At 30.2% G+C, this 20,793-nt stretch carries 18 protein-coding genes; 3 read left to right on the top strand and 15 right to left on the bottom strand.

The genetic code is table 11. The features are described 5' to 3' along the window. Positions 1-6: 6 nt before the first annotated feature. Genes FS85_RS0112800 through FS85_RS0112810 form a run of 3 tightly spaced genes read left to right on the top strand, consistent with a single transcriptional unit; the run spans position 7 to position 1,431 of the window. The gene (locus tag FS85_RS0112800) at positions 7-762 is read left to right on the top strand and encodes a hypothetical protein (protein ID WP_010136748.1); all 756 of its coding nucleotides are present in this window, start codon (positions 7-9) and stop codon (positions 760-762) included. 2 nt (positions 763-764) lie between these two features. After that, positions 765-1,211 carry a DUF5675 family protein gene (locus tag FS85_RS0112805; RefSeq protein ID WP_010136749.1) on the top strand — a complete coding sequence of 149 codons (447 nt, stop codon included), beginning with the start codon at positions 765-767 and terminating at the stop codon, positions 1,209-1,211. After that, the gene (locus FS85_RS0112810; protein WP_010136750.1) at positions 1,189-1,431 is read left to right on the top strand and encodes a hypothetical protein; all 243 of its coding nucleotides are present in this window, start codon (positions 1,189-1,191) and stop codon (positions 1,429-1,431) included. Before FS85_RS0112805 ends, FS85_RS0112810 begins: the two co-directional genes overlap by 23 nt. Positions 1,432-1,811: 380 nt before the next feature. Here FS85_RS0112810 and FS85_RS0112820 read toward each other — a convergent pair whose 3' ends face one another. From FS85_RS0112820 to FS85_RS0112895, 15 genes are all read right to left on the bottom strand, one after another. After that, the gene (locus FS85_RS0112820; RefSeq protein ID WP_010136753.1) at positions 1,812-2,696 is read right to left on the bottom strand and encodes a DUF5677 domain-containing protein; all 885 of its coding nucleotides are present in this window, start codon (positions 2,694-2,696) and stop codon (positions 1,812-1,814) included. 542 nt (positions 2,697-3,238) lie between these two features. Then, positions 3,239-5,545 carry an antiviral reverse transcriptase Drt3b gene (gene drt3b / locus FS85_RS16225; protein ID WP_010136755.1) on the bottom strand — a complete coding sequence of 769 codons (2,307 nt, stop codon included), beginning with the start codon at positions 5,543-5,545 and terminating at the stop codon, positions 3,239-3,241. Further along, on the bottom strand, positions 5,533-7,017 hold the full coding sequence (gene drt3a, locus FS85_RS0112835; protein ID WP_010136756.1) for an antiviral reverse transcriptase Drt3a: 1,485 nt from the start codon (positions 7,015-7,017) through the stop codon (positions 5,533-5,535). Before drt3a ends, drt3b begins: the two co-directional genes overlap by 13 nt. Positions 7,018-7,261: 244 nt before the next feature. After that, a complete protein-coding gene (locus FS85_RS0112845) occupies positions 7,262-8,212 on the bottom strand; it encodes a Wadjet anti-phage system protein JetD domain-containing protein (RefSeq protein WP_010136757.1) in 951 nt (316 codons plus the stop codon). A gap of 9 nt (positions 8,213-8,221) precedes the next feature. Next, positions 8,222-11,461: a coiled-coil domain-containing protein gene (locus tag FS85_RS16230; RefSeq protein WP_010136758.1), complete on the bottom strand. Its 3,240-nt coding sequence runs from the start codon at positions 11,459-11,461 to the stop codon at positions 8,222-8,224. Next, positions 11,458-12,108, bottom strand: coding sequence for a condensin complex protein MksE (locus tag FS85_RS0112855; RefSeq protein WP_010136759.1), 651 nt, complete (start codon positions 12,106-12,108; stop codon positions 11,458-11,460). Before FS85_RS0112855 ends, FS85_RS16230 begins: the two co-directional genes overlap by 4 nt. Continuing rightward, positions 12,078-13,424: a hypothetical protein gene (locus tag FS85_RS0112860; RefSeq protein WP_010136760.1), complete on the bottom strand. Its 1,347-nt coding sequence runs from the start codon at positions 13,422-13,424 to the stop codon at positions 12,078-12,080. Before FS85_RS0112860 ends, FS85_RS0112855 begins: the two co-directional genes overlap by 31 nt. 146 nt (positions 13,425-13,570) lie before the next feature. Then, a complete protein-coding gene (locus FS85_RS0112865; RefSeq protein ID WP_010136762.1) occupies positions 13,571-14,233 on the bottom strand; it encodes a P-loop NTPase family protein in 663 nt (220 codons plus the stop codon). Then, positions 14,230-14,766 carry a lysophospholipid acyltransferase family protein gene (locus tag FS85_RS0112870; RefSeq protein ID WP_010136763.1) on the bottom strand — a complete coding sequence of 179 codons (537 nt, stop codon included), beginning with the start codon at positions 14,764-14,766 and terminating at the stop codon, positions 14,230-14,232. The genes FS85_RS0112865 and FS85_RS0112870 overlap by 4 nt, the downstream gene beginning before the upstream one ends. A 42-nt stretch (positions 14,767-14,808) precedes the next feature. Next, positions 14,809-15,087 (bottom strand): helix-turn-helix domain-containing protein, encoded by a 279-nt coding sequence (locus tag FS85_RS0112875; RefSeq protein WP_010136764.1) that lies wholly within the window; start codon positions 15,085-15,087, stop codon positions 14,809-14,811. Between the two features lie 195 nt (positions 15,088-15,282). Next, positions 15,283-16,125 carry an RteC domain-containing protein gene (locus FS85_RS0112880; RefSeq protein WP_010136765.1) on the bottom strand — a complete coding sequence of 281 codons (843 nt, stop codon included), beginning with the start codon at positions 16,123-16,125 and terminating at the stop codon, positions 15,283-15,285. Positions 16,126-16,271: 146 nt separating this feature from the next. Next, the gene (locus tag FS85_RS15980) at positions 16,272-17,846 is read right to left on the bottom strand and encodes an outer membrane beta-barrel family protein (RefSeq protein WP_160162401.1); all 1,575 of its coding nucleotides are present in this window, start codon (positions 17,844-17,846) and stop codon (positions 16,272-16,274) included. Between the two features lie 122 nt (positions 17,847-17,968). After that, positions 17,969-18,685 carry a TonB-dependent receptor gene (locus FS85_RS16550; RefSeq protein WP_050809657.1) on the bottom strand — a complete coding sequence of 239 codons (717 nt, stop codon included), beginning with the start codon at positions 18,683-18,685 and terminating at the stop codon, positions 17,969-17,971. Between the two features lie 71 nt (positions 18,686-18,756). Beyond that, complete coding sequence (locus FS85_RS0112890; protein ID WP_010136766.1) at positions 18,757-20,040, bottom strand: sensor histidine kinase; 1,284 nt, start codon at positions 20,038-20,040, stop codon at positions 18,757-18,759. Further along, positions 20,037-20,723, bottom strand: coding sequence for a response regulator transcription factor (locus FS85_RS0112895; protein ID WP_010136767.1), 687 nt, complete (start codon positions 20,721-20,723; stop codon positions 20,037-20,039). Before FS85_RS0112895 ends, FS85_RS0112890 begins: the two co-directional genes overlap by 4 nt. Positions 20,724-20,793: the final 70 nt, after the last annotated feature.

Consider the following 20,793-nt stretch of genomic DNA (forward strand, 5'->3'; position numbering starts at 1 on the left):
ATTATTATGGCAAAACAAACTGGAATTATTAAACTGAAAGGAACTATCGGTGGTATTTCCTTTTACAAAACGACTGACGGACATCTTGCACGCGAGAAAGGCGGTGTTGATGGCAATCGCATCGCAAATGATCCTGCGTTTCAGAGAACGCGTGAAAATGGCTCTGAATTTGGACGAGCAGGTAAAGGCGGTAAGCTCTTACGAAATGCTATTCGTATTCTTTTGCAAAATGCAAAGGACAAACGTGTGGTGTCTCGTTTGACGAAAACTTTGGTTGCGGTTACCAAAACCGACACAACCAATGAAAGAGGTTTAAGAACCTTACAGGATGGTGATTTAAGCTTATTAAACAGCTTTGAATTCAATTTGAATGGAAAGTTAGGTACAACACTTTTTGCTCCGTTCTCGAATGCTTTTGACCGTGTTTCTGGTGATGCTACGGTTAACCTTGATGCATTTTCTCCAACTGTTAGAATTGCAGCTCCTTCGGGAACCACGCATTTTAAAGTAGTAATGGGTGCTTCTGAATTGGATTTTGAGAACGAGACCTCGACATTTGAAAATGATGAGACTGCTATTCTACCATATACCGCTGCTGATACAGCTGCTATTGCCTTGACAGCTTCTTTGACCGCTAACTCAACTTTGTCTGTTGTTCAGGTGTTGGGAATTGAGTTTTACCAAGAGGTAAATGGGCAAATGTACGAGCTTAAGAACGGTGCTTACAACGCTTTAGCAATTGTTATTGTAGATACTCCTTAAGTATGGAATTAGTACTGCATAGAGCCTATTTTGAAGAGGGCACCAATGGTGCTCTCTTTACTTCTGGTAAATCTTTCGACTCCGCTCAAGACAGGTTTCTTTGTCATACTATTGAATTGCCCTGGAACGATAACAAACGAAATATTTCCTGTATTCCTGAAGGTGTTTATGAAGTTGAACCTCATTTTTCTAAACGGTTTAAACATCATTTGATTTTGAAGGGTGTCAAAGGTAGAAGTTTTATACTATTTCATCCTGCGAATGATGCGTTGAAAGAACTTCAAGGTTGTATTGCTCCAGTAACTTATTTGAATGGTCCCGGCAAAGGTATTTACTCTAAAAATGCCATGCAGAAACTCTTGTCTTTGGTGTATCAGGCTAAAGACCGAAAAGAACCAATTTTATTAACTATTAAATCTCAGAATTATGAACATTGTAGAACGCTATAAAAAACCAACTCCCAAATTCTTTAAAACTTTACGAAATATTGGAATTGCTCTTGCTACAGCTGGCGGTGCGATTATAGCTGCACCAATTAGCATGCCTGCCATTGTGGTAACTATTGCTACTTATATGACCGTTGCCGGAACTGTAGCCACCACAGTAAGTCAAGCAGTTGTTACTGATGATGAAAACACTGAAACAGATGAGAATGACGATGGACTATAACACCAAATCTGCCATTATTGGTGGTACTTTCTTTTCATCAATTTTGAATATTGGTGTTGAGGATTTGATTACTACCATTGTTTTGGCTATTGTTGGTGCAATCGTGAGTTTCTTTGTTTCTCTAATACTTAAAAAACTGATCACTTTTCTTGGGGCAAAGTGTCGTAGGTGGAAGTGATTATTGATGTGGCGCGGTGGAAAATATAAATAAAGGGCATTTGAAAAATGCTCTTTTTTTATGCGCGGTGTTGAGGTGGATGCCCCCTAACCCCCAAAGGGGGAATAGTGGGGCATTTACCGCAGACACAAGGCAAAACATTAATAATTGCTGTAACCTACACCGTTGAAATGGGTGGTGGGGAAAAGTGGTTCAACATAGCTTAATGTTCTTCTTTTATACTTTTACTAATACCACTAATAAAGTCTTTGATTTCAACAGGTAGCAACTCAAATTTCTTTTTAGACTCATTAGAAATAAAACAAATATCATGTATCATTAAGGATGTTAAGTATATTGCTAATCGGACTAATGGATCTGTAAATTCTTTTGTTATTACTTTACCCCTAAAACCCTTAAAATATTCAAGTGAAGGATAGTTAGAATGCAAGTGAATAGAAGAATCTTTATATACATTAACAAATGCTCTTTGTTTGCAAGTATGTTTTACTAATTCAATTATTTTTAATGGCCTGACTTTATTTTCTACTACTAAAAATCTCCAAGAAATTCTTTTCTTGGACAAGTTATAAATTTTCAATAGCTCACTATCTGATAAGGTGTTTTTATAATTTGAGGTTTCAATTTCATTAATTGTTTTACTTATTTCAAGTTTATAACTATCTAAAATTTCTTTTGCACCTTCAAAATCATCTTCGTATATCTCTAATTTTTGTTTTTGAAAAAGACCATCTAATTTCCACAATAAAAATCTAAATTTTTTTTCATCTGAAGTTTTAGGCTCAACAAAGATGTGATTAAAGGCAGAATAAGTTTCAATTATGGCTCTTATAGTTGAGTTTACTGTAAATAAATCATAACCTCGTTGCTTAATAACTTCTCCGGACTTTTTCCTTTCTATAATGCCTTTTGATAAATGAAAAAAAGATGAAGAATGTATAGCGAATTTATCAATTAAAAGATTTGAATATTCTTGCCAGACAGGTATTTCTTCACTGCTTAATGGATAATAGGTCATGGTTAATGGACCTAAAAGTAAGTATTCATAAAATTCTAACGGATTATCATATAAAACTTGCTCATTCATAAATTTTTACTTCTTAAAAATGATAAATATAGTATTAATAAAAACGTAAGTTGATTGTAAAGCACTGATTTCAGTACGGTAAAGTGGTTATTTTACATAATGGCGTTATAACTACAGCTTTGGAGATGCGGTGGGTGTAGCGGCTGCTATTATAACTACCCGTTATGTAAACATAGCTTTGGGTAGTTTTTTGGTGTGCGCTTTGGGAACAGCTCTTTGCTTTTTTGTTTAACCTATTTTCTACAAATAATTCCTTTAAACAAAACAAGCAATGTGCTGTGTGAGGGTTGGCAGCCAAAAACTACAAGAGCGTTGGCAAGCGGAACAAACCAAAAGACAGAGGATTTTGAGGAACGAAAAAACTGGGTTTTGGGTTTGTGGGGAAATCAATAAATGTAAAAAAATAGGGTGAAGACTCTACCTTCACCCCTAAAAACTCTAAAAGTTTTGTTGGGGCTTGTGTGTGATAGTTACCAGAATAAACTACAAATTATGGCTTTCAAGAGTGTACTCAATTTCTTGAGTACGTTGCCCCAAATATTTTAATAAACACTATGACCTCTTTTTGTGTTTAGTTCTTTCCCTAAATCATTTTCCTTCCAGCTGTAAAACCAATCTGAAGCATAGCTCGCAATTTTTTCAATGATGTCATTTTTATCTGCAATGCTTGTGCCCGCATCAAAAAACTTAATTTTGTCTAAAACTTGTCGTCTAAAATCTCTTATTTCTGCATCAGTAGTACCAACATATGGACAAGTAAGTACATCTATCAATAAGAAAATATCTTCAGCATTATTCTTTTCAAAGTTATTAAACTTTTCGATAATTATTTTCTGAATATCAGCTCTTATTACAGTGTATTTTTGATTAGAATCAACATTTATATAATTTAACAAAGAAATAATTGTGAAATAATTCATACTACTGTTAAGAATTTTGACATTTTGATTATCTATATGAAAAACTCGAAAGTGTTTATTTATTAATTCTTCTTCAAAACGATAATTTTCTCCTAACTCATTAATTATAGGTAATAAATACAAAGTTTCTACTTCTGCATATTCAGACGAAAGACTTTTTTGAAATACTAATGAAATACCATCATATATTCTTTTGAAAATATTATGTTTTTTATCAAAATCAAATGCTATGTATTTTAATTCTTCAGTACTCGCATTTGGGACTTTAACCAAATAGCTTTGTTTTGTACGCTCCTGATTTTTAATAAAATCAATAATTCTAAATAATATATGGCAAACTTTAATTGAATAGGTTACCCTTGGAAGAACAGAATAAATAAAAAATGTTAATTCAATTATTTCATTAATATTTTTAAATAATTGATTATGGTATGACTTTAATTCTTTCTCTTGTTCTTTTATTTCTTCAAAAATTTCATCTAATTTTTCTTGATGTTTGGGTTTTTCATTTTCTTCAACATCATCTAATTTTGTTTCTGTATCACGTTTCTGAACATACAAGTGAAGTACCGCTTCCTGTTCTTCTTGTATCTTTTTTATTAAACTTTTGAGCTTGTTGAAAATAATTGCCAAAAAGTAATTTTGTAGATCTTTGTAACTTGTTTCAGTTTTGGCCAAAATGGCTTTATAGTTAGTAATAATATCTTTGGCTGAATAATATTTTAAACCAATTTGTTTTTTCATTTCCGAATCATAAAACTGAAAAATCATTGAATGTTCAATCAATTTTCTGATTTCCTCTTTGGCAATCGTAATATTTGTTATGATTGGTTTAGGAAGAATTTTAGTTTTAGAGTCATTAAAAAACAGATTGTATTCTTGTAGCTTGATTTTGTATAAGCTTAAAATTTCCGATTTAATTTTATCATCGTTGTAAAAAACAAAAAAATCATCTACATATCTATAAATATCATAATCCTCCTTATACTTATAACCTTTACTATATAATTCTTTTTCAACATTTTTATCAATTCTTTGCAAAATAAGTTCAGCAAATATTCTTGAAAACTCTGGACCAATTACAATACCATTTGTTTCATTGTAGTTCATTTGCTGCATTACTCTATCAAACTTACCACCAAAGGAATCTTTATTGGTAAATAAATTATCCTTTACAATTTTCTTATTAGATAATGCCCAGGAAAGAGTATGTGTATAAATACTATCAAAACATCTTGAAATATCAAATTTCATCAAATTATCAAAACGTTTTTCTGCTCTTTGATACTCGTATGATTCATAAAACTCATAAATATTGCTATATTTCTGATAGGAAAAGAATGTTTTCAAACTTGTATATTCTTTATCTGTCGTTTCAATTATTTCAATATCTTGATTTTTAGATTTCTTTTTTTTATTGGTATTATCTTTATAGTATTTTAATGATGAGACTTTACTCGGTTTTCTCAATGAAAATCTACTCAACTTTGTATTGTATAGAATTGTATTTTTATACTTATCATAAAATCCTACCAGGTAAAGTTGGTTTATTGGATGAATTACGGTTAATTCCCTGTAATCATTGTCTTTATGAGTTATTTTGAATTTAAAAGGGATTGTTAAAAAAACCTTTTCAAAAGCTGTTTCGTTAAATTTGAAATAATCAAAATTTGTGTCATTTATAAAATTTACATTATTAGGAATTCCAAAAAGAGTTTGAATCAATCTCTTTAATACTCCGGAATGGTCTTTGCTAAACTGAATAGCTCTATTGCTTTCATCAATAACTACTTTATTTTTGACTAAAAAATTGTAAAAATGCCTATTTGAAAAAAATGGCGGAACCTCATAAGGCAATATATCAGAAAGAACAACTCTTTCTTTCTTATATCCTATATTATGTCCTGATTTTCTTCTCATCTTTTCCATATTGAATTGATTTCAGCAATGCCGAATTGTAATATCCCTTCGTTATTCTGATTATTTACATCATTTCGTTTTCTGTTATGACTTTTATACTTTTTGTTTTTTAATGGTAATACTTGAAATGTTTTCTTCTTAAATCCTTCTGCAAAAGAATATTTAAGGATTGTTTCCTTTTCATCAGTTGTTAATCCAGCTCTATTGATATGCCATTTAAGTCTTGTTTGAAGTTTTTGAAGAGATACATCATTGTTCAAAAATGGATTAGAATAATATATTCCAACAAAAACTTTATCCTTGTTATTTCTTAATTTTGTATTTGAAGTGAGATAATTGATCCGAGCTGATAATAATTTAAAAGCGTTCTTTCTATTGTGTTTCTTTTTCTTTTCGAAATGCTGAAATGATAATTTGATTTTTTTGAAATATTTGTCGATTTTAGTTTTTGAAAGCCTAACACTTAAATCTTTACTTTTTATACTGCCGTTAGTTTTATATGTAATTACACTTCCTATATCATAACCTAAATATTGAATTGTTTTGCTAACGAAATTAGGATTATTGTCATTAAATCTTAAATCAAAAACTCCTTCTAAAAGGTTATACTCTTCTGTTTTTTTAACATTCAAAACAAGTTCTTCACTTGTTATTAAATTTGTTAGTTTAGCTTTATAATCAGTTAATTGAGCTGGCTCAATATTTTTAGATTTAGGAACGAAAATAGCAACTATATCATCTACATATCTTGCGTAGTAAACTAAATCATCAAGTTCCCTAATTTTGTTATCTACACTTCTCATAAAGAGTTCAGATAAATAGGCACTTATACCAACACCTCGTGGAACACCTTTGGCTATTTCAGGATTAGTCTGACCGGTTAAACTATTATAGCTCGTAAAAATTTGATGGATAAACTTTTTTGTTTTGATACTCAGCAAATAATCGCTATCAATTTTGTTCAATAATTTCTTTTGAGGAATTGATTCGTAAAAACTTTTAATATCTGTACGGATAACATATTTAGGAAAGTTGTCTTCTAATAGATTTAATAACTCACTTAATATCGCATATCTTGAAGACTGTTTTACGTTATAAGTCTTGTTTATATTGTCTTGAATTTTTTTAGAGATAAAAAAATTATGGACATTTTTTTCAAATACATAACTCTGGCCTCCATAATTACCTCCTAATTCTAAATTAATAGTATGGGAATTAATTTCATCAGCAACCGTATCTAAAACACCAGAAACAAGTACATCCCTTTCTTTTTTTAATTTATTCTTTTCAGTATAAAGTAGTCTTTTTGCATCAAACTCTGTTTCTTGTTGTATTTGTTTCCCAATATTTTTTAATTCCCCAACTTTAGCTAAAGAATCTACAAAATCTTCTTTGAATTTTTTCTCGACATTAATTCCTTTTCGATTTTCTTTATCGAATATTTCCTGAAACGATTTAGATGAAAATGATTGGTCTAACATTTTTTAATCAAAACTTGAATAAATAAAAGAGCCAATGAAATTTCATTAGCTCTTAATATTATATAATATACTTTGAGACTATTTGGCAGCCTAAATATACAAATTATGTGTTTGGTTTCTTATGGTTTACCATAATTTACATTTTCATCTCCTTTTATCTTCATGTTTCTTGTAGAACCAATCAAATTGAAACTACCACTATCTTCTATCTGAAATGCTTTTGCCATTCATAGCACCTTTATTCTTATAATTCACTTTTTAATTCCAACAACTCTATCAAATCCATAGATTCTTCTTCTACCCATTCATCATTTGAGATAAGCTGTTTAATTATATCTGTTTGAAATCTTGTAAAATCATCTTTCTTCAGTTTAGAAAAATCTTCCCTTTTCCATTTACTGTTATGGTTAGGTGAATTGACAGGAAGCGCATGACATAGGTCTTTCGGTTCTAACAAATTCACATCAACTCCTTTTAAATTAAAGATTTCCTTTATTCTTGAAAAGATAGTTAAACCGTGATAATCCCAATCACAAAAATAAAATATTGGATGTGAGATTTTTTCAAGTGATAAGTCTAATAAAGGTTTCGTATTATTACCTCCAACATACCATAACTCTACACCACGCTTTTTATATACAGTAGGCACTTTCAAACAAGCAATATTTTCACAAATAACAATGACTTGAGGGTTTATACAATCTACTACGATACGCCAAAAATTATTTTTAGGGTCTTTTTCCGGAAACTCATCTATGTCTAAAAGTTTTAAAACATCTTTTTTTAATCCTGGTTTACCCGATAAGTATTTCGCTCCTTTTCTTTTAAAAACCCTACTTGAAAATGTGTATTCTGTTGTTAAGGTTTCTTTTAGTTTTTCCTTATTATTAAATATGAATATTAATGATTCGAGGTCTGACTTATCATACCTTTTATGAGCATTATTATCTATTCCTGATTTTTCGAAGAAGCTATTATAGTATTCAAAAGTTTCTTTGAAATGTTGCTCATAAAAAAGGCTAAATCTTGGTGTAGACTCTAAGAAATTATGATTGCCTGTCTTATATTTTATCAACTTCTTTTGGTTGTATATAACCTGGTTAATAAAATCATCATTCAACATCTTTAACCGTGTCTTTCCAGCTATGTACAATTCATTTAATCCTTTAAGGTATTTCCATTCTATATCTTTCAAAATTGTATTCTATTTAGAGTCTATAAAAACCGGTATTGGTGGATAATTCACTTTTTTATCTTCTTCTAAGTTGTTTTGAAGTAAATAAATGTTTTGACTTTCTTTATTTACCTTATTTGGCGAGATGGAAAGTGATAATAATTGATAGTGGTTATCCTTTGCAATTTCGTAGAGCATATCAAAATTACTGCCTAATCCTTCTGCTTCGTCTATAGGCATAAAACGCACTCCTGACTTAATTTTACTATTATTTTCAATTAAAGATAATCTTGCTATACAGAGTAAAGCTATGGCCGAATATGTTTGACTTGTACTACCTGCATTTTTTCCTTTATTCGATTCAATTGTAAACTTTAAATCATAATATGATTTAGGGCTTAGTAATTGTTTATAGGTTGGATGCGTATTTTTTGGACCACCACATCTATGAAAAGCTTCAATCATTTTCTCTTCTAACGAGGCAAACTTTTCTAATCCTTTGCTAAATACTTTTAAATCATCTAAAAGATTGTTGGCTAAACCTAAAGAAGATTCTTCATTGATTTTTTCAATAAAATCTTGCATCCAATCTCTAGGATAAGATTTGTTAATATCCTGTCTTAAATAGGCTTTATGATTACCTGTGATAAGTTTATTGTCATCAATTAAAAAATTCTTTACTCTTCTAACATAATCCAATTGATTACTAACTTCTGCATTTACCTCATCAATAATAGTATTTAGTCTTTGAAGCTTTCTTCCATTAAGTTCTTGATTTTTTTGATTAATGTCTTTTAGTCTTTTATCAATATTCTCAATAATTTCTCTGTCTAAAGTTTCTCCATCTTTAAAAATCTCTGGTGGTAATATTTCTTGACAAAGACCCGTAAAATCCCCTGTATTTTCATAACGCAAATAATTATTTTCCATATAACTTCTCGCAATTGAATTATATGCTCCTATATATGCGGTATTACTTTTATTATGTTTGACTTCAAGAGTATTTACAGAGAATTCTGTTAACTCAATTTCAGGGTGTTTTTCATTTAGTATATCATTTTCAAAGTTTGATTTATACTTATCTGAAAGTTCTTTTAATTCGTTTTCAAAACTTAATGATTTTTCATCTAATTGGATAAGTAACTCAGCTGGATTAATGTACTTTTTCTGAACAAGTAAAAAATCTTGAAACGTTTGATAATAATTTTCAGAATTGGATAATGAATCCAATATCAAACTGCTATCATTTGTTGTTTTATGTTGGTATTCGTATTTCTTTTCAAACTCATTAAGATTCTTGAGGTATTCAACCTTAGGAAAATCTTGTAATGATGTTTTAAGGTTAGTTTGTAGTGTTTTCAGCTTACTTCTTTTTGTATCTACTTCAACGTACTTTTTCTTCGCCAGAGAATAGTTATTGGATAATTCCGTTGCTTTTACAAATAATGAAGTATACTCATTAATTTCCTTTAAATCAAGTTTATAAAAATCGTAAGTTTTAGTATCATTTATGGCATCTTTTGAATTCCAAGCCGTAATATATTCTTTTGGGTTTTCTAGGTCACCAAAAGTATCTTGTAACACATTCAATTTACTTTCTTTTTCCTTTAGCTTTTCTATTTCCTCACCTAATGTTATACTTTGTTTTTTGAAAATATTCTTGATTTCACCTTTGTCTAAAGTATTAAATATAGGTTCTTGAATAAATGGAATAAACTCCTTAATGCCGTTAAGGTCTAGCCAAAATCCATCAGCATTCTTTTTATAAATTGAAAAATTTTCAAATAGCTCTTTGGGTGCTGGAATATATTTTTCTTTAATGTCTACAGGCTCATCTACAATGATAAAGTCTTGGTACTTGTTTAGAATACTTTCTTCTTCTACAGAAAGCTCTCGATTCAAATTCAAAGCCCAATATGCAAGTGATTTTTCATTTTCTATATCATTGATGCTATTAAGTCTTTCTTTATTCTCAATATCCTTTAAGATAGTAGCTCTCTCAGCTTGTAATTTGATTAGAATATCGTTATCCCAAGTTCTGCTTTGAAAGAAATATAGTAGCTTTTTATCTGATAGTTTTTGTTTAAGAATATTGATTTTATCTATTATTGTTTTTGATTTATGATACTTTTCGTACTTCTTTAAAATATCATCTTTACTACAATTTAATAGCTTCATCCAGCTATGAAATTTTTCTACAGCTTTATTCTTTTCCTCCAAATCCTTTTGGGCAGCAAAAGCACTATTGAACTCATCCTCAATTTCGTTTAATTCCGAGATGATTTTATCTACTTTACTTTGAGCTATTGTTTCTAAAAAAGAAAGATTATACTCACTTCTGTAAAAATTATTGAGTGTATCAATAACCTCTTTATGAGTAGCTATTGACTGTTTTTTTGTAAAAACATATTTGGCTAATAAAAACTCCTTTAGAGTGGCTTCTTCTTCATCCTTTTTATTTAGTAAATCCACTAAATCATTATGCTTGTTTTTGAGTTTTTCTATTTCGGCAGAATTATCCTTAAATTTTTCAACATCAGAGCTTAGTTCTTTTACGGCTTCATTAAATTGTTTTTCAAACTTCTTTTCGGACTCATCACCAAATAAAAACTCTTTTAATTTATCACTTTTAGAAGTGTCCAAGGATTCTCTAGAAAAGGCCTGAATAATTTTAGAGTAGTTTTTTAATACCTTATCGTTTTTTGAAATATTTACCGGAATGATATTATTTTCATCATTACATAGTATTTTATGATACTTATTTGGGGTTGACCAAGAAGCACAAGTGAAACCTAAAGAACCAAAAACATGATCCTTAAATTGTTCAATAGGAAGTATCTTTTTATTATCAATAAAATGGGAAACACCTATTGGCCTGTTAAAAGGAACTAATTTGGTTTCTTCAGAAAAGTCATTTCCATTCTGAATAATGAACATATGAGAAGCTCCTGTACTTTCTAGATAAATACCAATCACAATGAATTTATTTTCTTCAACTTCTATATTAAGAAAAGCATATCCAAAATCAGTCCCTCTACCATCGGTTTTTAATACCATTGTTTTTGGCAACCTATCATCTGTACTTTTTGTGGGAGAATGAAATGCTCCAGTTCCCACAAAAATTAATTGTAGTAAGTCTGAAATTAAACTTTTGCCAGAACCACCTTCTCCTACAAAATCTGTTCGAAAAGAATTAAACTCATAATCGAACTCTTGATGATGTATAATATTGAGCGTTGATAGTCTTTTGATTTTAGGATATTTTATCATTTCAATTCTTTAAATATTTCATCACGACTTAGGATTTCCTTTTCATAAAAATTTATAAACCTATCAAATGCAGGAAGTAATTCGAACTCATCTTCATTTATTTTTACCCAACCAATTTTCTGAAATTCTACCAAGGCAGATTTGATTTCCCTATCGATGGCTTCATCATTTAATTTACTAGGGTTTTTATTCTTAGACTTACCTATCAATCTATAAATACCTGGTTTAATGTCTTCATAATCAATTCGCATTTTTCTCTTTAATTCAGATATTGAGTTTAGATCTATTTCTTTTTGAATGTATATTATTTCATAAATAATGAACCCAATAATAACGTGTTCATTTTTAAGATAATGTCTATGGTCTCTTCTGATATTACCTCTATTGTGCGGATCATTGAAATTGAGGTAGTAATATTTGTCCGGATATTCTCCGCCAGATGATAAGTCTACTTTAAAAAGCTCCTTATAATAAAGTTTTAAACTTTCTTCATTTTCAACAATATAGTTATACAAGTCTATTTGCCTTCCCTCTTGCTGAATATGAACACCATCCTTTAATTTATAATCAATTTCAGCAAACAATTCTTTTGTTTCACTATTCTGTAAAAAACTTTCTATAGTGGTTTTTGAACTTCCATTTTCCATAAACTAATGTTTTTAAAATTGTTATTTTTCTCTAATTCTTCTTTCAATTTCACCTCTATTTTTTCTTGATTTCGTAATCTTTTTATAACATTAAACAAAGCTGATATTGCCACCTGATTATCATTTTCAGCTTCAAGTATTTCAAAAAACAACTGACTTAAATTAACTTTTTGTCCAAGTTCGATTCTCGACAGAATTAGATTTTCCCAATCCATTATCTTCTTTTGTTGGGATATTTTCTTTTCTACTTTCTCCTGGTTTTCCTTCATCAAGCTTTTGTTTTGTTTATAGCTTTGAATTGTTCTAGGTTTGGATGGAAAAAGCTCTATATCTTTTCTTAAGATTGTAAAATTTGGTGTATCTATATGTATTTTAGGTGTACTTAGTTGATTTGGAAAAATTATCTCCTTTTTACCATCAATAATTTCGATACTACTGTTTTCTAGAAGATACCGTATAAAATTTTGGATTTTAGAGTTAAATCGAGGTCTATTAAGTGCAGAAAACAGCTGTCTTATTCTAGGTTGAATTCGTTCTAGCTTTTTATCAATTGTGTTTAATCTCCTGTTTGTATAACTTATGAAAGAGTTTACCTCAGATATTAAATCATTAATATAAGAATCGTCAATATTTCTTTTCTCTAAAAGAGCTCTGATAATTTTTGTTTGCTCATAAGCAGACCTCAACTCTTTATTTTGTTCTTTTGCATTATCTAGGCTTCCTTCAACACCTCTTAAAACATCAACAAATTTCTGTTCCGAAAAATTAATATCTTCTTTAAGTTGTTCAATTGAATTTGCAATTTGTTTTTCAAGAAAATCTATCTGTTCCCTCAATTTAGGTTCAAATCCTTTATAATGAATTTCTAACCACTCCTTTAATTTTTCAGTTTCTTCATCTTTGATTTCCTTTAGTAACGAAGTGATGTCCGTACATAGAACTTTAATTTTTGTAGGATTAAAAGCTCCTAGAAGAGTAGTTTTGGCATGTTCGCAAAATCTGTATGCATAGTCTTTAAAAACATACTTTTGGGTTTCTTGATTGTAGTCTAAAAAATATTCTTGCAATTCATAAATATATCCACTGTAATCTTCGGTTTGTTGTCTATGCTGAGGTTGGAATATTTTAACAAAAGCTTTATGTATATCTCTTTCAGTAAATTCTTTGTTTACTATATCACCTTTATCCATTTGCTCATACAAATAGATAATAGCCAGCCCTACTTTTCGTTTAGGAAATAACTGAGCGTACGTTTTACTTTGCTTTATTTCATCAAAGAAATTGAATTCAATTTTGTTGTTTTTTTTCAAATTCATTGAAACTTAAATAAATAAAAAAGCCAATGAAATATCATTAGCTATTAAAAACTTTGAGTGCTTAGAGATTTTTTAATACACTAAATATACAAATTATGTAGTTGATTTATTACGGTTTACCTTATTTTGTTAAAATTTGTTTACAGTTAAATTCTTTTATCCTTACTTTCCTTATCAAAAGCAATCAAATTAAAGAGCTGTCGCATTCTGGAACGCACTCTATTGCCGTATCTTTCTTCTAATTCTTGAGCATTGAGGTTTGTAGTTGCGTGAGTTCTAATTTTTCGCTGAAGAAATAAATCGTAACGAGATAAGAGGATTTCGCCCATGACATTGCAGTCTTTTCCGAAATGTCTTCCGGTTGTTTCTACTCCTAAATCATCAAAACAATAGAAGTTGCTGTTGCCATATTCTTGGATAGTTTTGTAGCCTATGTTATTAAAAGCAAACGTGATGTTTCTTGCAGGTATCAATTCGTACGATTTTTGGTGTGGTACAATGTGCCTCAAAAGTTTCATTAAACTAGTTTTACCACAACCCACAGGACCAGATAACAGAATACCTTTATTTGGGTCGATATTTAATTTTGCACAAGCTTCAAAATCGCGAATGAAATAAATACATAGTTTGTAGAGCACAACCTCATCTTCTTCATAAATCTTGAAGTTTTTGCCAAATAGCAACTTTCCTTTTGCATCGAGGTAAATGAGTATTCTTTTGAAATCATAATAGATATGATTGTCTTTTAACTCTCCAAGTTTGTATTGCACTCCTTTTTCGATAATGATATGTGGTTGCTCATTTTTCATAAAGGTTCATTGTAGTTTTTATTTTTAGTAGTCTTTAGGTTGTCCATATTTGGGACACTGCTATTTTGTTTTAAATCATTTTCAGAATCATTAAAATCTGAATTTTTAAAATTTTTCTGTTTATTACTGTTTATGTTTTCTATAGTTTGTATATGTTTATATATAGGTACCAGTGCTTGTCCACTGCTTGTCTCAATTTGAGTAGAGTTGTGTCCTACTACTTGTCCAGTACTTGTCCCAAATTTGAACATCTTAATTTTACTCCCTCTATACGGATTGTGGGATGGGAAATACACGATATATTTCCAATGATTTAATTCCTTGATGCATCTGTGATAAGTAGATTTAGAGCCTATTTTAGATAACTGCATAACCTCATCACGGTTTATAAAAAACTCTTCTAAAAACCGGTTTAAATTCCACAACTGAAATAAAGCAACATATAAGCTTATATGTGTGGGGTTTAATCGACTATCTTTCGAGAATTGGTTGAAAACTGCGTTGAGATGCTTGATGTAATTTACTTCTTCCATATAAGTGAGATTGCCACGTCGCTATTGCTCCTCGCAATGACACTAAAACTTATTATGGATGCGGTTTTCTTCCATTACCTTTAGAATTTCTTCGTAATCGTAATAGATAACACCACCAACTTTTGTGTAGGGTAGTGTGCCATTAATACGAAGATTTTGTAATGTTCCTGGTGAGATACTTAAGAGGTCGCGAACCTCTGGTGATTTGAGCCACTTTTTGGTATTAAAGCCTGATTGGTGGTTAATGATTGCTTTGATGTCTTCCAGTAATTCTTCTTTGAATTCTCGAAGATCTTCGGTAGTGATAATTGTTGCTGCCATAATAAAGTTTTAAATTAAATAGCTACCGCATTGAACTTACATTCGCAGCAGTAGCTATTAATGTGATTTAGTTCACGAACTTTATTATTTTAATAAATATGTGTTCGTGAATCTGTCGATTTGACTTTCGTTTGGCAAATATGAAGTGAATTGACAATCTTTATTCACAACGGGGATTGTATTGTGAACGATTTTTTAATAATCGGTATCATCCATCCGTTTTATTAATTTTTCTTTCAGCGAATTAATGAATTTTGTTCTTTCTGATTTGCGTACTCGAATCTCTAAAAAGGCACGTCTATATTGCCCTAAATTGACATCAAAAATATGCTCAAAATAAGAAGCAACATCTTTTAAATCTATACTACCATTATTGAACACTCCTTCTGAGTGTAGCGCATAAATAAGTTCAATAAGTGCTACTTTTGAGCTGGTCCAAGTGAGTTTCATGTTGGGTTTGTGTTGTGATTTTTCGCCATTGCTTTTATTATCAATCATAATTAATTGATTCTCTATATACAATTGAATTAAATCATTGGCCAATATTTTGGCTACCTTAAAATCGTGTGAGGTAGAAAAGCTTGTATCTGCTTCAAAATAGTAGCTATCTAAAGACATTTTTATATCAAAACTACTTCGCAAAAAATATTTATGGTCTAAATAGGTGCTGCCTGAGCGATAGTATTTATAAAACTCCAGTTCGTTATCGAAAAATGCCTTTAACTTCACCAATTCATTGTTGTAATACTTTTTTACTATTCTACTACCACCATTTGGTCTTTTCATTTCAATTTTGAAAAGCGTATTATAGTAAATTAGTTTAGAGGTAAACTGCGGCTTTATTTCTTTAAAGAATTTAATTTCTTCTGCATCAGTTTTAAACTTTGTTTTTGACAGAAGAGTCCTTAATGAGTTTATTGTTTTTAAAATCACTTCTAAAGCCTTTTCACAACGAAGAGACTGGTTATCTATTTCTAAATCTATAAAGCTTAATTGATCGTTAAGTTTGGTAAGTAGGTTTGTGATTTTTTGAGTCAATTGTACTTTATTTGATTAGTCATAATACAACAGGTGTTCCTTTTTTAAAAGATAAAAGCGACTGAACATATTAAATTTCAAGTCGCTTTTAACAGATGGCTCCTTTTCAAACAGGATCTATATAAATAAAACAATGATAGGTTTAACTAAAATTTATATTTCATCCCCAAAGTAATAACCTGTGTCTCATAATAGTTTGTTGATGTTAAATTAAAACCGTCGCCAATTATTGATTTTTTTATTCCAAAAGTGTTTAATAAATCTGTGGCTGATAATTTAATTTCTCCTTTGTCCTTTAGAACGTTTTTCTTTAGTCCAAAATCCACTGAATAGCGTTCTTTTACTTTTCCTTGTGGAATAATATTGGGCGCATAATAGACAGCCGATAATTGAAAGTCCATTTTATAAGGCAATGTTATATTGTTATTCAACTTAAAATTCCAAGTATTGCTTTTGCTTTCGTCAAAATAAAAAGGTTGTGGAGATGGGTAAATACTTGTTCCCGAAAAAGCATTTATTTTATTTGTGTACCAGTTAAAACTTCCATTGACATCCCAATTATTTGTAACAGTTTGTTCCAATGTTATCTCAAATCCTAAATTAGAACCTTTACCCAAATTTTGAGGAATTGAATTAATAATGGTATTAGGTGTTGTATTATCATTTGTAAAAATACGCTCAAAAATATCTTTTATTGAACGGTAAAATCCAGCGAGATAAACAGAACCCCCTTTCCATTTAGTTTTATAGGCCAACTCAAAAGTTTGAGTGAATTGAGGTCTTAAATACGGGTTGCCAGTTTTTAAAATTTCAGGGTCGTCATATTTTGGGAATGGTCGCAATTCAAATTCTCCAGGGCGATCAATTCTACGATTATAAAAAGCTGAGATTTTATTGTTTTTATCTGCTTTTAAGGTTAGCCTAACATTTGGGAAAAACTTAAAATAATTATAAGCATCATTTTTGGTGTAATAAATGTTTGCAGGGTCAATATCATAATTTATGGTAGTTTGTTCCACTCTAAGACCGCCTTCAATATCTAGCTTTTCTCCTTCATGTATTAAGTTGGCATATAAGGCATAAACATCTTGGTTATATTCTGACCATTCTCCTAAATTTGGGTCTAAAACCGAATTTGTTCCAGGGTTTATTTTATAAGAAATAGGGATTTTTCGAATTTCTACCTTTGATCCCAATTCTATTCTACCAGACCTTAACGGTTTAACATAATCTACATTTAAGTCTGTAACAATTTCATCAACCAACAAATGTGTTTCGTCTGTTGAATTTCCTGTATCACTTGTATCTGTAAATGGAAATAATTCATCTTCACCTCCTTTGGTATACAAAAACCCAACATCTAAAGTGTGACCTACTTGTTTAAAATTATGAGTGAAATTTCCAGCGTAATTTATAAAGCGTGTATTTTCATCTTCCGCCCATGACCACAAACGTTTTCTACTACCATCTGAAATAAAATCATAAGGAACATCACCTCTATCAATATGATATTCATCTTGAAATAGTGAGTACAGTGTTAATTTATTGCTATCATCTATAAACCAATCAAGACCTGCTTTTATATTGTACAACTCTTGCGTTCTGTTTTCTAAAAACTGAGAATTGATATTAGGGTTTCCGTTTGAATAAATACGTGTTGTAAATTCATTACTGTTAACTCTTTTTCTAACAATACCATCTGTTTGTAAAAATAAATTCACACTTTTTGAGCGGTAGTTTATGTTAAAAGATGGGTTTGTTTTTGGAGTAAACGCATATTTATCCATGATGTTGGGAAGATTCGCTTTTCTAACATTTAATTCCCCTACACCAAAGTTCAATCCTACATTTCCGTTAAACCCTTTTTTATTTCTTTTTTATAAATAATATTCACAATTCCTGCCAAACCTCTAGAATCATATTTTGCAGATGGGTTGTTAATAATTTCAATTCTTTCGATATTAGAAGCAGGAATATTTTCCAGCCCTTTTTGGTTACCAAAACCAGTAAGACTGGATTGTTTACCGTCTATAAGTACCGTTACTTTATCACTTCCCCTAAGCAAGATTTTACCTTCATTATCAACAGTAACTCCTGGAAGATTTCTCATAGCATCCATAGCAGAGCCTCCTGCCTGTGAAATATTGTTTTCAATGTTGAAACTTTTTTTGTCCAGACTAGAACTTACTATGTCTTTTTTTGCTGTAATTACAACCTCGCTAAGGTTTTCTGAAAATTCCTGTAATTCAATTTTACCAAGGTCAAAAGCATTATTTAAACTACCTACCAAAACAGGGATTTCTTTTTCTTTATAGCCAATAAATGATATTTTGACTTTATAATTCCCTTCTTTTAAACCTTTTATAGAAAACCTACCGTTTTCATCTGTTATTGAACCCGTTACCGTAGCATCGCTATCGTTGGTTATAAGAATGTTAGCAAAAGGAATCGGATTTTTGGTTGACAACTCTATTACTCGCCCTGATATAGTGGCATTGCCTTGAGCATAAGATTGAATGGTAAAGATTAGCGTAAAAGCAAGTGTAAAATAAAATTTCATTATTGATTGTTTTGAATTGAACACCTGCAAACATAAATCTCAATTCTGAAAACATTTAGAACACTCCCTTTTTAGAATAAAACAGTAAAGGTATGTTTATTGGGAAAGATAAATTGATAGGATATTTTATACCCCAAAGTATCACAAATCTGTTTTACAATTGCCAATCCCAGCCCAACACTTTCTATTTGTTGGGATTGTTTGTAAAAGCGCTCAAATACCCTATCTTTTTGCAAAGAAACATTTATACCCGTATTTGTAAAACTAAGCGAACTATCTTTTAGAACTATTTTTATTGTACCTCCCTCAATATTATATTTTATAGCATTTCCCATTAAGTTAATAATGAGCGATTGTATCAATTGTTTATTTGATACTATAGGCTTTATATTGGAAATTTCAGAAACAACATGAATCTTTTTTAAATCAATATGTTCTTTAAACATATCATGAATTTCATCAATAATATCTGATACTATTACGGAATCTTTTTTAGCAAATTGATTGTTCTCAATTTTAGAGAGCATCAGTAAATTCCTGTTCAACTTTGTTAAAAGATTGACATGTTTACTAATTTTATTGATTATTTCAGACTGATTTTTACTTATTTGTTTATCCTGTACCAATAAATCTACTTGATTCTTTATGACCGCCAAAGGGGTCTGCGTTTCGTGGGCCGCATTTTCGGTAAACTCTTTTTGTGCCCTAAAAATCTGAATATTATTTTCTGTCAGCTTTTGAACGGAATGGTTTAACGTATTAAATTCTTCTATATCTGAAGATACAGTTTCTATAGGTTGTTCGCTATCAATCTTGTAAGATTGCAATTTTGAAATAATAAAATAAAATGGCTTCCATGTTTTTTTTGAGAAATAACTATTCAACAATAACATTCCTGTTAAGAATATTAGAAAAAGAACGATTTGTACAAAAACAATGCCTTGGATTAAATCTTCGCTTTCAACCAAATCTTTTCTAATTATAATTTTATACCAATTATTGTTCGCCTCAACTATCGATTTCAACTCTCTATAAGGTTCCACATGCTGCCTTGAAATTTCATAAAAATTATTATAATAAATGGAGTCCTTTGCTAGATGGTTCCCTGAAATTTGAGTGATGGAAATACCGGCATCTGTTTTTGATAAGGCTTCAGAAAATTGAACGATGGATATACTGTCCATATCTTTTTCTTCAATTCCGTTAATGATATTTTCTTTTTGATAAATTAAAGTATCATCAACATCTGAAATCCATAAGTCTTGTACTAGAAAGTAAAATACTGGAACACTTATTAGAAAAATAATGATTGAAAAAACTAGATATAATTTTAAGGTTTTACGCAAGAGCTTCATGACTGTTGTATTTCAAATTTATAGCCCATCCCGTAAATTGTTTTGATGTAACCCATACACCCAGCTTCTTTCAGTTTTTTCTTCAAATTTTTAATATGTGCATAAATAACGTCGAAATTATCAAACATATCGGCATGGTCTCCCATTAAATGTTCTGCAATAGTACTTTTGGTTAAAACCCTTTTGGGTGCCGACATAAAAAACAGAAGAAGTTCATATTCTTTAGGAGACAATCTTTCAACGGGTTTTTGATTGAAAAAAACAGTTTTTTCTATAAGATTAACACTAATATCCCCCAAATTAAGTAGATTATTTCCGTTAAATTTTCGCCTGCGAACAACTGCCATAATTCGCATTGACAGTTCTGCCAAATGAAATGGTTTAACCAGATAATCATCCGCTCCAATTACAAGACCTTTCAATCTATCATCTAGAGAATCTTTAGCAGAAATAATAATTACTCCATCTTGCTTATGGTTCTTTTTTAATGATTCTAAAATGGTAAAACCATTACCATCTGGGAGAGATATATCTAATAATATACAGTCATATTCATAAAGCTCTATCTTCTCAATTGCTTTTTCTACGGTATTTGCAGTTTCGCAAATATAGCCTTCGGCAGAAAGATATTTTTCAATACTTTCAGCTAAATCATAATTATCTTCAATTAAGAGAATTTTCATTTGAAAAATGATGTTAATTTAAACAACTGCACTTTTTTCTAAAATTTTATTATCTTCAAAGTTAATGGAT

This window comes from Ochrovirga pacifica, from assembly GCF_000220525.1.
Taxonomy (GTDB): domain Bacteria; phylum Bacteroidota; class Bacteroidia; order Flavobacteriales; family Flavobacteriaceae; genus Ochrovirga; species Ochrovirga pacifica.

Bases quoted from the DNA above. Each gene is read 5' to 3' on its own strand.
- FS85_RS0112800 (WP_010136748.1), top strand. From the start codon at position 7: ATGGCAAAACAAACTGGAATTATTAAACTGAAAGGAACTATCGGTGGT.
- FS85_RS0112805 (WP_010136749.1), top strand. From the start codon at position 765: ATGGAATTAGTACTGCATAGAGCCTATTTTGAAGAGGGCACCAATGGT.
- FS85_RS0112810 (WP_010136750.1), top strand. From the start codon at position 1,189: ATGAACATTGTAGAACGCTATAAAAAACCAACTCCCAAATTCTTTAAA.
- FS85_RS0112820 (WP_010136753.1), bottom strand. From the start codon at position 2,696: ATGAATGAGCAAGTTTTATATGATAATCCGTTAGAATTTTATGAATAC.
- drt3b (WP_010136755.1), bottom strand. From the start codon at position 5,545: ATGGAAAAGATGAGAAGAAAATCAGGACATAATATAGGATATAAGAAA.
- drt3a (WP_010136756.1), bottom strand. From the start codon at position 7,017: ATGTTAGACCAATCATTTTCATCTAAATCGTTTCAGGAAATATTCGAT.
- FS85_RS16230 (WP_010136758.1), bottom strand. From the start codon at position 11,461: ATGATAAAATATCCTAAAATCAAAAGACTATCAACGCTCAATATTATA.
- FS85_RS0112855 (WP_010136759.1), bottom strand. From the start codon at position 12,108: ATGGAAAATGGAAGTTCAAAAACCACTATAGAAAGTTTTTTACAGAAT.
- FS85_RS0112860 (WP_010136760.1), bottom strand. From the start codon at position 13,424: ATGAATTTGAAAAAAAACAACAAAATTGAATTCAATTTCTTTGATGAA.
- FS85_RS0112865 (WP_010136762.1), bottom strand. From the start codon at position 14,233: ATGAAAAATGAGCAACCACATATCATTATCGAAAAAGGAGTGCAATAC.
- FS85_RS0112870 (WP_010136763.1), bottom strand. From the start codon at position 14,766: ATGGAAGAAGTAAATTACATCAAGCATCTCAACGCAGTTTTCAACCAA.
- FS85_RS0112875 (WP_010136764.1), bottom strand. From the start codon at position 15,087: ATGGCAGCAACAATTATCACTACCGAAGATCTTCGAGAATTCAAAGAA.
- FS85_RS16550 (WP_050809657.1), bottom strand. From the start codon at position 18,685: ATGAAATTTTATTTTACACTTGCTTTTACGCTAATCTTTACCATTCAA.
- FS85_RS0112890 (WP_010136766.1), bottom strand. From the start codon at position 20,040: ATGAAGCTCTTGCGTAAAACCTTAAAATTATATCTAGTTTTTTCAATC.
- FS85_RS0112895 (WP_010136767.1), bottom strand. From the start codon at position 20,723: ATGAAAATTCTCTTAATTGAAGATAATTATGATTTAGCTGAAAGTATT.